The following is a 13437-nucleotide window of genomic DNA, read 5'->3' as shown; positions in this document are numbered from 1 at the left end:
TTTCTCAAGGGGTTGAAACCGTGATCACAAGACGAGAACTCCTCGCCAGCGGCCTGCGAAATTCGGCTCTGATCGCGCTGGCGCCCACGCTGCCCGGCTTCCTGGCGCGCACAGCGCACGCCGCCGGCCCGGAGAAAGAGGGCCGCATCCTGGTCGTCTTGCAGCTCGAGGGGGGCAACGACGGCATCAACACGGTCGTCCCGTTCCAGGACGACGGGTACGCGAAGTACCGCAAGGCACTCCGCCTGCCTCGGGAGCGGCTGATCAAGGTCAACAGCGAGGTCGGCCTGCACCCGGCGATGGGCGACGCGGGCAAGCTGCTCGAATCGGGCCGGCTGGCGATCGTGCCAGGCGTGGGGTACTCAAACCCCAGCCGCTCGCACTTCCGCAGCATGGCGATCTGGCAATCGGCCCGGCTCGACGAGGGCGACCACACCGGGCAGGGCTGGGTCGGCCGCGGCCTCGACGAGGGCTCAGCGACGCGTGACGGCACCCCGGCGGCGATCCTGATCGGGCCCAACGACCCGCCGCCGGCCATCCGCGGCAGGCGCTCCGTCTGCACCGCGATGGACCGGCTCAACGACTATGCCTTGAGCCACAAGAAGGCCGAGGCCGAGGCCAAGCCGATCAGCCCCCCCGCCGCCACCGAGGACGACCTGGGGCAGTTCCTGCGCCGCAGCCTGCTGGACGCCTATACCACGGCGGACCGCCTGGAGGCCATCGCCGGGGCCGGCGACGGCCGCGCGTCCTATCCGGAGTCCGAGCTGGCCCGACGTCTCAGGCTCACGGCGCAGTTGATCAAGGCCGGGCTGGGCACGCGCGTCTACTATCTCGAGCAGGGAGGTTACGACACCCACGGCCAGCAGTTGCCGCGCCACGCCCCATTGCTCGCGGAGCTCTCCACGTCGCTCCGGGCGTTCCTCGATGACCTGGCGGCGTCACAGCTCGCCGACCGGGTCCTCGTGCTGGCCTTCAGCGAGTTCGGCCGCCGCGTCGCAGAGAACGGTTCGCTGGGGACCGACCACGGGACCGCCGGGCCAGTGCTCCTGGCCGGGCCGTGCGTCCGGCCAGGGCTGCACGGGGCCTACCCGAGCCTCACAGACCTGGCCGACGGTGACCTCAAAATGGCAGTGGACTTCCGCCGCGTCTATGCCACAGTCCTGGAGAGTTGGCTCGGCCTGGCTTCGGAGAAGGCCCTGGGCGGCACCTTTGAACCCTTGCCGCTCTTGCATGGCTGATTCGGATCAAGGGACCCCGACGAACTCGACGATACCCTGATTGATCCGCAGCGGTTTACCATCGGATGGCACTCGGGCTTAGGTCGTGGGCATCCCGCCTTTTCCTGAGAGCCCCGAAGCAGCATTATCCCCTGGACTCGATTCAAGCAAGAATATTCTCATATGTGAACACCGAATGGTCTGCCGTCAATAGCCAGGGGCGCAAGCCTCTGGATTCAACGCAAATATAAATATCAAAATAATATTTCAATTTCCCCCGCCGCGGTGGGGGAAGTATCGCATGGCTTGGAGAAATCCTCAGGGCTTGCGCCCTGGGTTAAAAACGGTAGCCCCTTTGGGGCTGGCAAAGACCGCCATGCCACTGGCAAGCGTTCTCGCGAACAGGAAGGGGCCAACGGCCTCCGCAACCACGGGTCGAGGCAAAGACCGCCATGCCACTGGCAAGCGTGTCGACCGCTTTACGACATAACGGTCAACAGACGCAACTCGTCAGTAAACCGCTGTAGGCGCCCCACCCTTGTCTTTCTCCTCGGAGGCAGGTATCTCTCTGATCAGGAAACATCGGAAGGGCCAAGCGGTTTCGCCGGGAGCAGGGAAGCCATCCTTCGTCTCTCAACGGTCAGCCGCCAATCTTGCGAGACGGCCCATGAAACCGCCTCCGATGACAACGAGGCAGATGATACTCCTGGTGGCGATCGCCGCAGTCATGCTCGGTGGGCCACAGGTGATCGAACGCCTCCATCAAGACGGCGAGTCTCGTGCGATTACTCACAATCTGATGGCGTATTTCTGCGGCAACGAGGCCTCTCTCTTCAGCGAGCGGGCGACGACGTGTCGGTCCCTCGCGTCCAAGGGCATACCTTGGAACCAGGAGGGCGAGGAGCGAGAAACCCTGAGATTGTGCCCTCACCAGATTCAGGAACCTGAGCACGGCTCGTGGACCGAGCAATCAGCGGGCTGGGAGCGAGCTGCAAAGATCGCCGGCTGGGCGAGTACCCGACATTGGTGGACGGCCGGGCTTTACAACCTGTGGGGAGGCTGGCCAACGGTCGCCCCGTTTTCGCTCATCACACTCCTTGTCTTTTCCTGGTTCTTCTTGGGGCGACTGGACCGCTCCAGTACGGGAGAATCCACGAGGCGTGGGAGCAAAATCGCACTGCTTCTGCTCGTGCTCTGCCTTCTTCCGTGGGTACTCCAGGACTGGGGTTGCCTGTCCTTGTTCTTGGAAGCCCGGGAATGAGGTTAGAACGCTGACCAGATCATCCAGGGCAGCAATGCGATCCAGGCCATCCCGACGATCCTTCCCGCTCGGTCAACCCAACTCCGCTCACGTCGCCACTGTCGCCTCGCCGCAAGAATCGACCATGCCGTAATCACCAATGCACCGGGGATAACCATCAACACGGGTGGTGGGACCAGTCCGATCCGAAGGATGGTTAGCTCCATTCCGACGAGGAGAGCCAGACAGATCAGTGCGCAGGCAACAAAACCGGGCTGGCAGGCGATCAATCGCAGCGGCGGCCGGGGACGACGAAGCCTCGCAACGACCAAGGCCGGGGCGAGAGGGGTGAACAGGCAGAGCAAGAGTTGAACGACTCCGGAGATGACCCAGGATCGCGGCCCGACTCGGCTGACCACACCGGCCCACCACCAGACAAAGTCATCGTAGTACCAGAGCGACCTTCCAGAGGGAGGGAGCTTGGCGAACGATTCGGCGATGGACGAGACGACCTTGACGGCGGGAGCAAGGCTCACCGCCACAGCGATCGTCAGGATCATGAGGTCGCCGAGATTGAACCTGCGGATCACGGGAACTGGCCCGGTCTCAACCATCGGATTGCACCTCCAAGCCGGTCGGAACTGACGTTCCATTCTACCACCGCGTTCTCGGCTCCGATCAGCACATCACGCACCCGCGAAGCCGGTTTCGTCCCGGTGGAAGTCGCGGGTTCGTATTCCAACGCCGACACCCATTGCTACATCAGTTTTCGACGGACAACAACTCGTCCTGGCCACCCAATGAGGGGATCGACAAAAGCGCAGCTGATGCTCGCCTGGCAACGCTGTTAGAATGCCAAATTAAGGGACACGGGCGAGGCGACGGATCAGGAGGTCTCTCTCCTTCAAGCAGGCCACGATCGGCCCGGGCATATCCCGGAGGATCGCGATCAGGTCCGCTCGAGATCCGTGGCGCAGGAAGCAGTGGATGTGGATGGCGGAGAGCCGGACGGAGCGAGACGATGATTACGGAGAGCATCAAGGACATGCTCGAGGCGTGCGAGACCGGGCAGCCGGTCTTCCCGCCGTCCGTCCTGTTCAATGAGGGCTGGCTGCTGCGCATCGTTCTCGACTGGTTCGCGCACCACGGCGGCGATCGCTATCCACTCTCGCCAAAACCAGGCGCCCGCTGGTTCTCCGAGCCCTGGCTCCCCTCGGCCTTCCTCCCGCGCTACCGCGGCGATCGGCTGGCCGAGGCCCGTTCGCACGCTGACGGCGTGCTCGGGCACTTCTCCATCGGCGACCCCGGCACGGCGGGGCTCACGCTCCAGGCCGACGCGAGCCAGCTCGTCGTCATCGAGGCCAAGCTCTTCGCACGCCTCTCCACGGGCGTGAAGAACGCCCCCTACTTCGACCAGGCGGCTCGCAGTGTGGCCTGCATCGCCGAGGTCCTCCGCCGCGCCGGGCGCACGGCGGAATCGATGGACGCCCTCGCCCTACTGATCCTCGCCCCCCGGGCCCGGGTCGACGACGGCGTTTTCGCCTGGGATGCCGCGCCCGAAGCCATTCGCCGCAAGGTCCGCCGACGGGTCGAAGACTACGCCGGGGAGCGCGACGCCTGGTTCCACGACTGGTTCGAACCGACCTGGCGGCGGGTCGAGGTCCGCTGCCTCAGTTGGGAAGATATCATTGAGGTGATCGCGTTCCATCGCCCCGAGGCAGGGCAAGTCATCGACAGCTTCTATGGGCGCTGCTTGCACTACAATCGACCGCGAGCACGGGCCGCCTTCCCCGGCAGGCGCTTCGGCTCGGCGGGCGAACGGGGCGAAGCCGTAAGCCTCAATCACCCCTCGGGCGTCACGGCGGGCGAGCCGTCGGAGCCAAAGTCCGGGCCGAAAGGCGAAGGGGTGAAACCCAGTACCGCCGGAGAGCGACCCCAGAGGCTCGTCCCTGCCGGATTCTCCGAGGACGACGAGGCATTGCGTCGGGATCCGTAGTCATCGGCCCGCCCCGAGACGAGAGGGCCCGCCCCCTGCCCCTTTTGGTGAGGTAAGAGGCGAGCGATGATCACCGATGCCCCCGAGCAAACCGGGCTGGCCATTGGCGACGATCTCGGAAATTCTCAACGGCAAGCGGGGAATCAGCCCCAAGGCCCACGAGGCGCTGGCCAGGCGGTTTCGGGGCTGCCCCTCTCTTTGTTTGCCTGAGATTACGCCAGCGGGGATCTCCAGTGCCAACGACACATGATGAAACAGTCAACCGCGAGCGGATCGCTGCAACAGAGCCGTTGATCCGGCCGCACATCCGCCGCACGCCGGTGATCGAGATCGACGGCAGCGACTTCGGTCTCGCGCCGATGGCGCTTTGCTGCAAGCTGGAATTGATGCAGCATTCCGGCTCGTTCAAGGTACGCGGCGCCTTCGCCAACCTGCTGTTGCGCGATGTGCCGATGGCCGGTGTCGTCGCCGCTTCCGGCGGCAATCATGGCGCGGCCGTGGCCTATGCGGCGATGAAACGCGGCGTGCCCGCAAAAATCTTCGTGCCTGGTATCTCGTCGCCGGCAAAGATCGCACGCATCCGTAGCTATGGTGCCGATCTCGCGATCTCGGGCGAGCGCTACGCCGATGCGCTGGCCGCCAGCGAAGCCTGGGTCGCCAAGTCCGGCGCCATGGCGGTGCATGCCTTCGATCAGGCGGAAACCATGCTCGGCCAAGGGACGCTCGGCCTCGAACTCGCCGAGCAGGCACCTCAGCTCGACACCCTGCTCGTGGCCGTCGGCGGCGGCGGGCTGATCGGCGGCATCGCCGCCTGGTACGCCGGCCGGGTCAAAGTGATCGGCGTGGAGCCGGAAACGGCACCGACACTCTATCGCGCGCTGGAAGCCGGCCGACCGGTCGATGCGGAGGCCGGCGGCATCGCCGCGGATTCGCTGGCGCCGCGACGCATCGGCGAGCGGGTGTTCCCAATCGCCCAGCGCTACGTCGACCGCGTAGTGCTGGTGCCGGACCAGGCAATAGCCGACGCACAAGCGGCTCTGTGGCAGGCATTGCGTGTGGTTGCCGAGCCCGGCGGCGCCACTGCCTTCGCGGCCCTGCTCTCCGGTCGCTACCAGCCGCGAGCGGGCGAGCGCGTCGGCTTCTTGGTCAGCGGCGGCAATACGATCGCGGTGGATTTCAGCGGGGCACGCTGAACATCGTCGAGTGGATCTCGATCTGATCCTGGTCGTCCCTCGAGCAACTGAGTGATGACCCTCGCTAAAAGTCGATCTTCGCTCTCAGACCAGCGAGGAACGCGGATCGGGCCTCGAATTGACCGGGGTCGATGGCCTGGATGTCGGCCGTCAGGATGAACCAACTGGTGATCGCCGCGTTGTAGTAGAGCTCAAAGCCCTGCTCATTGCCGATCGGCGAGACGGGCCGGAGGGTCTCTCTGAGAACGTTGCTGGTCGCCAGGTAGTAGTAGCCCACACCCCACGAGTCCGCAGTGCGGCCGGGCAGCGGGCTGGTGCCTCCGGCCCCGAGGTTCAGGAACCAGTGGACCGGGTTGGTGGCCTGATCGGCGAGGCTGATGTTCCCGAAGACCCCCCAGCCCTTGGTCGGGGTCTCGTCGTCGACGACGAGGAATTGATCGAAGCCGTAGGTGACCACCCAGGATCCCGACCGTCGGGTCGCATGATTCCCCGGCTGGTCGAGGATGATGTAATCGTCCTTCGAGAACGGGCTGAATTTGCCGCTCGTATAGGCTGCTTCCAGCGATTGGTGGCCGGGCAAGCCGAAAGGCGTCACGGGCACGCGGAGATGGGCAAAGAGGGACGCACCATTACTGAACATATGGCCGATCCCGCTGGTGTCAGGCCGGCCGTTCGAATCGAGCACGAGGAAGGTGAAGATGGGGTCGAGATCTCGCAAGTAGCTGAAGCCGGCGCCCGGGGTCGAGTAAGGGATCGTGCGGCCGTAGATCGGGCTGAGGACAAAGGCTTCATTCATGAAACGATTGATGCCGTTGCCGCCCAGGAACGGATGAATATTGACGCCGTCGGCGGCGTTGAGCTTGCCGAAGGTAACGACGAAATCGGGGCCCAGGAACTGCTCGACCTGCATGTTGGTCAATGCCGAGGCGCTTCCCCTCGGCTTGGGGAACTCGAGGGCGAAGTTGGACGGGACCAGGGAGCCGACGTCGCGGTTGATGCTCTCTCCGAAACGGCTCTCCCCGTGGAGGTTGATGAACAGGCCCTCCCAGCCGAAGAGTTTCTCGGCCTCGACGGTCCCGAAGTAGTCGAACTTGAGCCCGTAGGGGAAGGTCTGGCGGAGGCCGCCGCTCGTCGTTCCCTGGTAGAACTGCGAGAGGTTCGTGCGAAGATCGATCCCCTTGTCGAACAGGGTGTCACGCGCGCCGAACCAGCTCCCTGTGAGGCCATACGGCGGAGCGGCCGGCGGCGGACTCTCTGTCGTGTCGGTCGACGCCGCTGATCTCCCGCCGGGGAGGTCTGTGTAAGGCCAGGTGGTCGGCGATGGCCTCGCACCGGCCGGGAGATTCGCTCCAGGCAGCCCCGGGATGATGACAGGGTCCTGCGCCTCTGCGCGGGTTGGCGATAAGGCGAGGAGGACCAGAACGCCAGGCACGAGAACGACCCATCCCCACTTGTGCCAGCCCATATTGATCATGAAATCCTCGTCGATTTCGGCAGGCCTTTGATCCGGGTCGGGCCCTCCCACGAAGTTCATGACGCGGCCTGACTACGAAATTGACAACCGTTCGGCCTGGGGTAGCCGCTCCATCGTGGTTGTATCGAAATTATCGGCAGAAACGGCTCTGCGAACGAGCGTCCCGAGTCGGAAATCGCGAATTGCATTGCGCCGCCAAAGGCGGACCGTGAAGCCAACCCGGCCCGGCATGGGTTCGGTGACAGAAATCGGGCGAGAACGGCTGAAATCACCGTTGTGGGGCCCCCTCGATAACCCGTTTGAGTTCAAAAATTCGATGCGCTTCGATAGCTGGTCCTTGCGGTAGCCCTAATCACCGCCTAGATTGTCCCACAACGCGGGCATCGGAAACCTCAAACTCTTTTTTTCGATGCAGACACCAATTTCATCGACAACATAGGCAGCATTACCTTTCGACATTTCGTATGCATTCCGACCACCGAACCATCGACTAAACTCCAACAGGGGGTGTAGACCATGAGCGGATCGGATTCGTCTGGCGAGATGAAACGGCGCGATTTCCTGGGAGCGGCCGCGGCCGCGGCGGCCCTGGGGGGCCTGGAGACGACCACGGCCTCGGGGCAGGAAACGAAGGCCGGCGCGGACCCCAAGGTCAATGCGGCCCAACTCTACAAGCGGCACGCACCGAATCGCCGACAACATGATCGCCCGCTCCCTGATCTGAGCCAATACTCCGGCATGCAGGCCCAGAAGGCCGAGGGCGCATTGCCCTCGGCCTATCACGAGAAGGAGATGCGTCGGATCAAGGAACTGGGCCTGGAGCCGGCCGATTCGATCCAGGACAAGTCCGACATCAGTTGCTTCCAGCGAGGAAGCTCGCCGCACTGGTCGGGCATCAACACCTTCCTGAAGTTGCCTTACGTCGAGGACGTCCACAAGGTGGGCGAATATGACGTTGCGTTTGTGGGAGTGCCGTTCGACGTCGGCTGCACATTCCGCACGGGCACCAGGTTCGGGCCGCAAGGGATGCGGCGCATCTCGGCGCTCTACCAGAAATACAGCTTCGAGCACGGGATCGACCTGGGCGAGACGCTCGCGATGTGCGACGTCGGCGACATCTTCTGCCCGGCCAACATCACCAAGAGCCACGACCAGATCACCAAGGGGATCGCGCACATCCTGTCGCAGGGCACGTTGCCGATGATCATGGGCGGCGACCACTCGATCGGCTATCCCATCGCCCGCGCGGTCGCGCAATGCGTGGAGGGGAAGGTAGGGATCATCCACCTCGACCGCCACGTGGACACGCAGGAAAAGGACATGGATGAGATTATGCATACCTGTCCTTGGTTCCACGCCACCAATATTCCGAATTGCCCGCCGTCGAACCTGGTGCAGTTGGGGATCGGAGGCTGGCAGGTGCCCCGCGCCGGCGTGAAGGTGGGGCGGGACCGCGGCACGACCATCCTGACCGTCAACGACATCGAGCAGATCGGGATCGACAAGACCATCGAGATTGCTTTGGAAGTCGCGTGGAAGGGGGCGAGTGCCGTCTACCTGTCGTTCGACATCGACTCGCTGGACGCCGGATTCGTCCCTGGGACGGGCTGGCCGGAGCCGGGCGGACTCCTCCCCCGGGAGGCGCTCAAGATCATCAACGGCATCGCGAAGGAAGGGATCGCCGCCATGGAGGTCTGCGAGGTGTCGCCGCCGTACGACATCTCGGACATCACGTCGCTGATGGGCGTCCGGCTCATGATGGACGTACTGGGCACGATGGCCAAGAACGGCCGCATCGGCGGCCGGCTGAAGGTCTGACCGAGTAGGCCATGGTGCGACCGATCTTCATCCTCACGACCGATCTTCGACCGGGGGAGGCTGCTGCCTGGGCGTCGATGAACGCCCAGGCGGCGAGCCTTCAGGCGTTCGCGGAGCGCGCCCTCGGAATATCAACCAAGGTCGACCTCGCCTGCCTCCCAGCCCGATCGACGGAAGACCCGGGCGAGTACCAGATCGGCCGGGTGATCGATCGGTGTGTCGGCGACGGGGCCTCAATCCTCTTCGTGATGCCGGCCGCATTCGACCTGAATATCTGGCAGCGGACGATGCTGGGCGAGGAGTTGGGCGCAGCGCGCCGCCGGCACGCCGGGGTCTCGATCCATCACGATTCCGTCGATCCCACGCACGCGCTGCTCGTCGATTGTTTCGCCGGCCAGATCCTGCGGGCGCTGGACGAGCGGGGCGTCGCACCGCGAAACGCCGGGCTCGTCCTCGTCGCCGACGGACAGGGCGAACCCGCCACCCGCGCCGACTCCTACCGCCTGATGCGGTTGCTCTGGGAGCAAGCCGGCCTGGGCCGGGGCGAGGTCGGCTTCGTCCGCCACCCGCAGCCGTTCCTCCCGGACACCCTGGATCGCTGCCTGAGCGAACCTCTCGACTGGTTCCTCTTGCCGCAGCGCCAGTGGGACGGCGAGCTGTGCGACTTCGCCCGGGTCATGCTCGACGATTACCAACGGGCTCACCCCGAGACGGCGGGCTGGCGGCTGCTCGACCCGCCACGGGATCACCCGGCGATCCTGGCCTGGCTCGAACAGCGGATGCTCCGGCTCTGGCAAGAGAAGCGGGCCCGTGAGGCAGCGCGGATTCCCTCCGCCAGGAACGAGCCCCCGCCGGCCCAGGCCGGGGTGTGGTCCGGCGCGGATTGGGTGCCGGCGGGCGAAGCGCAGATCCGGCCCCGAGCCGGATGTGTCACGCGGGCCCGGGATTCCGCCGCACTCGCCGAGATCCTGGCTCGGGTCCTCCCCCAGGCCGAGCGCTACCTGGTGAAAGTTACCTGGCACGGCTACGCGCCGGGGACCTACACGGGGCCGCAGGCGCTCGACCTCCTGCTCGGCTCGCTGCCCGGCCGGGCGGTCCTGCTGGAAGGGCATACGAGCAGCCGGAATGTGGGCGGCGAGCAGATCGACTGGGACGCCGACGCCGAGCGACACCGCACTTGGGTCCGACAGCAGGACATCGAATTCCTCCGGCGAACGGGACTGGCGGAGGTGATCGCCCGGCATGGGGCCCAGTACCTGAACGTGACCGAGGCGTGGTGGGACGGCGCCTGTGCGCCGGCCGAGGACGTCTGGACCGCGCTGGGGGGCGTCGGGCTCCGGAATCCGGAATTGGCCGGTTTCGTGCCCTCGGCGTTGATGGAGCTTCGCGGGATCCCGCTGATCAGTTTCGCCCGCTTCAAGGGACCGACCCGCCTCGGCATCTCGAACCTCTTCGGCCTGATCCCACACCCGTTGCGAACCGAGTGGCACGGGCCGGACATCACCCACTTCGCGTCGGTCTGCTGCGACCTGGCCCGACTCTATGGGTCCTTCTTTCCCCTATTCGGTCTCGTGGAGGCCTTCGACTCGGCCGTGCGCTGGGATCGCAAGGGGTTGTATCGGAGCCGTTGGGGAAACTACGACCTCGTCCTCACCGACGGCCTATTCACCGTGAGCGAAGGGCTAGTGGGTGCCGACCTCCTGGCGAGTCGTCTGCAAGGCCAGGACGTACGGCGTAGCGGGTTCTATGACGTCGTCCGGGACCAACTGGGCTGGTCACAGGCAGAAGCAGAAATGGCCCTCCCTAGCGATCTCCAAGCAAGTCTGGTCTGAGAACATTCGCCCGGCCGTGAAGATAGCACAAAACAGGTTACTTCGAGCGCTTACTCCGTGAGTGCAACTTGCGATTACACAAAAATTGAGTTCCGGGCCGACGGCCCAGCGCGGTCGTGTACGCATCGTCACGGGCCGGCGGGCGACCGCGGGTTCACCTCCGAGGCGACCATCGCGTTGCTGAAGAGCAGACCAGCGACGAGGGCGATGGTCATCATGAACATATGGAAGCCCTGCTCGAGACCCGTGACCGACGCCCCGGACAGGAGCGATTCGAGGCTACGAAGCCCGAATGACCCCGGGACGAGCAACGCCAGGCCCGGAACGATGAGGAGCTGCGGCGTCGGGTCGCGCCAGCGTGCATAGAGATTGGCCGCCATGCCCAGCACCAAGGCGCCCAGGAAAGGGCCCAGGAGCGGATTGCCCAGATGCCCCCCGGCGCGCGAGGCCCCGAAGGCGACCGCCGAGCCGACGAGAATCCAGGGCATGTCCGCGAGCCGGGCCTGAAACCGAAAGGTCGACCCCAGCGCCACGACCGGAAGCGCCAGGATCGGTGCCCACCAGGGGAGCGGGATCACGCTCCCGGGAACGCCATCCTCGGCGAGGAGGCCAACAAGGTTGATCCCCATGAGCACCCCAAAGATCAAGGCGAGGAAGACGATCCCGACCCCCGCCATCCGCGACGCCCCCGAGGTGAGATGGCCGTTGGCCAGCTCCTCGATCGAGTCGACCAGGCTGAGGCCAGGCAATAGGATCACCAAACCCGAGGCCAGCGGGATCCAGTGGACGAAGTGCCCAAGGTAAACGTCGGCCAGGGCGGCAATGAACCCCGCGACCGCCGCGGCAGTCAGCTCGAACCGCCGGCTCGAGGCGCGCGACCTCCCGAAAGCCAGCGCAACCAGGCCCACCGCGAGTCCGAGACCCGACGCGACGCCCAGCTCGCGCAGGCCCCCTCCGAAAAAGACCGAGAAGGCCGATGCGGAGAGCAGGAACCCCGCCACAGTCGCCACCGCCCCCCAGCGCCTCGGGGCGTTCGCCAGTTCCTTGATCCTCCCGATCGCCTCGCGAGGCGCGGCCCGGCCGCAGGCCAGGGCCTCCGACTCGATCGAAAGCCTCCGCAAACACTCGAGGTTCGTCGGTTTCAGAGGCAGGCGCAGCAGCCGAGTCGTCGTCACACTGTCGCCGGGCCGCTCGAAGCTGATCAACAGCCCGGTCGGCAGGCTGAAGGCATGGATCTCGAGGTCCAGCCGGGCCGCCACCCTACCCAGCGTCGATTCGAGCCGATGCGCCGGCTGCCCGACCTGGTGCAAGGCTCGGCCCAGGGCAACGATCAGGTCCTCGTCCGACGCCCGATGCAACGCAGGGTCGGCATCCTGATTCGGGACCGCTGGGGGCTTGGTCACACTCACTTGGTCTCACTCCCTGATCGATCGCTCTGTAAGGTCGTCGCCGGCAATCGCCCAGCGGAGCAACCGCCTTCAACCGAGATTCCCGATCGAAAATATCATAGCTCGCAATCGTGCAACGCGTCTCTCCTGTTAGTCCGCAGGCGATTTGCCAGGTTGCATCCGCGTCGCCCAGCGCCTCAAGGCCAAGGGGCGGCTCCGGGCTGGCCGTACATCACTCCCCAAGCAACTAGACAGCCACACTCGATTTGAGGAAAATCGGGCATAACCTCGTGGAGTCCTCTTCCGTGTTCGAGACTGTTCACACCTTGCCCCACTGGCACGACGGGCCGAGGCAAGGCATCGCCGACTACAGGGGCCGTCCCCATCTCTTCGAGTCGGAGTGGCGGGACCGCGAGGACCTGGACGAGGATACGTTCCTGCTGATGCCCATCGACGCTGCCACCTTCGCTCTGGCCCTGGAGGACTGGGCCATCTGGCGTCGGTGGGAGATGGCGTTCCATCAGGGCAAGACGACCCAGGAGACCCATCCCGCGTTGCCAGAGGATCGAGGCCGGCACGAGAATCTGGAGCGGTTGCTGGACGGCCGGTTGACGGTCGACCCGGCTCGGGCCGTTCGGTCGTCGGCGGAGTTCCGGGCTCGCCATACCCCAGGGTGGAGTGGGTGCGGGTGGCGACCGCTTGAGGTCCGGTGGTCCGCCCCTCCAGGAGATTAACCACCGCAGGAGGACGGCCTTGAAGAAATACATCATCACGCTCACTGCCGTGGAGAGCCAAGCCCTCCGCGACTTCATCGCCGCTTCCAAACAGCACTTATTCAAGCTAGCCGTCATTCCAGGCGGCACCATGGATCAAGCATCGCAGACACCCCATTATGCCGCAACCGCCTACATATAGGGAAACTCCATCTCTTTATAGAAGACGCCCTGGGGCGGCCCACCTAAGGCTGACAACCCGAAATCACTTACGCTATATATACAAATATATATAATGCGCACAATAATAATAAATGCAAACGCCATTGCATCCAATTAATTTACACAAAATCACTTCTCTTAAGGCCATTCGAACAATTTTGTCGACAGTTTGCTCGCTTACAACCATGCCCTTGTAGACTGCGCCAAGCATTGCAGGCCGAAGCCTCTCAACCTCAGAGGCGAGCAATGTCTTCCCCCTGTTGTCCTCCAATTCGCAAACGCGCAGCGATTTTACATGAGAAATATTTAAAAGTTGCACGACACAGGAAACATAGGCGCCATCA

The 13437-nt window shown here is 64.4% G+C and carries 11 protein-coding genes; 8 read left to right on the top strand and 3 right to left on the bottom strand.

Annotated features, from left to right (window positions below; all coding sequences use genetic code 11):
• Nucleotides 1-20: 20 nt before the first annotated feature.
• The gene (locus SINAC_RS21290; protein WP_015247666.1) at nucleotides 21-1238 is read left to right on the top strand and encodes a DUF1501 domain-containing protein; all 1218 of its coding nucleotides are present in this window, start codon (nucleotides 21-23) and stop codon (nucleotides 1236-1238) included.
• Between the two features lie 646 nt (nucleotides 1239-1884).
• Nucleotides 1885-2478: a hypothetical protein gene (locus SINAC_RS21285; RefSeq protein ID WP_015247665.1), complete on the top strand. Its 594-nt coding sequence runs from the start codon at nucleotides 1885-1887 to the stop codon at nucleotides 2476-2478.
• 2 nt (nucleotides 2479-2480) lie between these two features.
• On the opposite strand, the gene SINAC_RS21280 is transcribed toward SINAC_RS21285, so the two are convergent.
• Nucleotides 2481-3071, bottom strand: coding sequence for a hypothetical protein (locus SINAC_RS21280; protein WP_015247664.1), 591 nt, complete (start codon nucleotides 3069-3071; stop codon nucleotides 2481-2483).
• A gap of 407 nt (nucleotides 3072-3478) precedes the next feature.
• Here SINAC_RS21280 and SINAC_RS21275 point away from each other — a divergent pair, with 407 nt between their 5' ends.
• Complete coding sequence (locus SINAC_RS21275; protein ID WP_015247663.1) at nucleotides 3479-4453, top strand: hypothetical protein; 975 nt, start codon at nucleotides 3479-3481, stop codon at nucleotides 4451-4453.
• 233 nt (nucleotides 4454-4686) lie between these two features.
• Nucleotides 4687-5646 (top strand): threonine/serine dehydratase, encoded by a 960-nt coding sequence (locus SINAC_RS21270; protein WP_015247661.1) that lies wholly within the window; start codon nucleotides 4687-4689, stop codon nucleotides 5644-5646.
• A 64-nt stretch (nucleotides 5647-5710) separates the two neighbouring features.
• On the opposite strand, the gene SINAC_RS21265 is transcribed toward SINAC_RS21270, so the two are convergent.
• On the bottom strand, nucleotides 5711-7120 hold the full coding sequence (locus tag SINAC_RS21265) for a carbohydrate porin (protein WP_237722957.1): 1410 nt from the start codon (nucleotides 7118-7120) through the stop codon (nucleotides 5711-5713).
• 543 nt (nucleotides 7121-7663) lie between these two features.
• Here SINAC_RS21265 and SINAC_RS21260 point away from each other — a divergent pair.
• Together SINAC_RS21260 and SINAC_RS21255 are read left to right on the top strand one after the other, a co-directional pair.
• On the top strand, nucleotides 7664-8938 hold the full coding sequence (locus SINAC_RS21260) for an agmatinase family protein (RefSeq protein WP_020467758.1): 1275 nt from the start codon (nucleotides 7664-7666) through the stop codon (nucleotides 8936-8938).
• 11 nt (nucleotides 8939-8949) lie between these two features.
• Complete coding sequence (locus SINAC_RS21255) at nucleotides 8950-10770, top strand: sirohydrochlorin chelatase (RefSeq protein WP_015247658.1); 1821 nt, start codon at nucleotides 8950-8952, stop codon at nucleotides 10768-10770.
• A 128-nt stretch (nucleotides 10771-10898) separates the two neighbouring features.
• On the opposite strand, the gene SINAC_RS21250 is transcribed toward SINAC_RS21255, so the two are convergent.
• Complete coding sequence (locus SINAC_RS21250; protein ID WP_015247657.1) at nucleotides 10899-12179, bottom strand: threonine/serine exporter family protein; 1281 nt, start codon at nucleotides 12177-12179, stop codon at nucleotides 10899-10901.
• 284 nt (nucleotides 12180-12463) lie between these two features.
• Here SINAC_RS21250 and SINAC_RS21245 point away from each other — a divergent pair, with 284 nt between their 5' ends.
• Together SINAC_RS21245 and SINAC_RS40660 are read left to right on the top strand one after the other, a co-directional pair.
• Entirely contained in the window at nucleotides 12464-12892 is a 429-nt protein-coding gene (locus SINAC_RS21245; RefSeq protein ID WP_015247656.1) for a hypothetical protein, read from the top strand.
• Nucleotides 12893-12911: 19 nt separating this feature from the next.
• Nucleotides 12912-13073, top strand: coding sequence for a hypothetical protein (locus SINAC_RS40660; protein ID WP_015247655.1), 162 nt, complete (start codon nucleotides 12912-12914; stop codon nucleotides 13071-13073).
• Nucleotides 13074-13437 lie beyond the last annotated feature (364 nt).

It is taken from the genome of Singulisphaera acidiphila DSM 18658 (assembly GCF_000242455.2).
In the GTDB taxonomy this organism is placed as follows: Bacteria; Planctomycetota; Planctomycetia; order Isosphaerales; family Isosphaeraceae; genus Singulisphaera; species Singulisphaera acidiphila.
The sequence above is the reverse complement of the archived record's forward strand: the minus strand, read 5'-3'. Positions and strand labels throughout refer to the sequence as shown.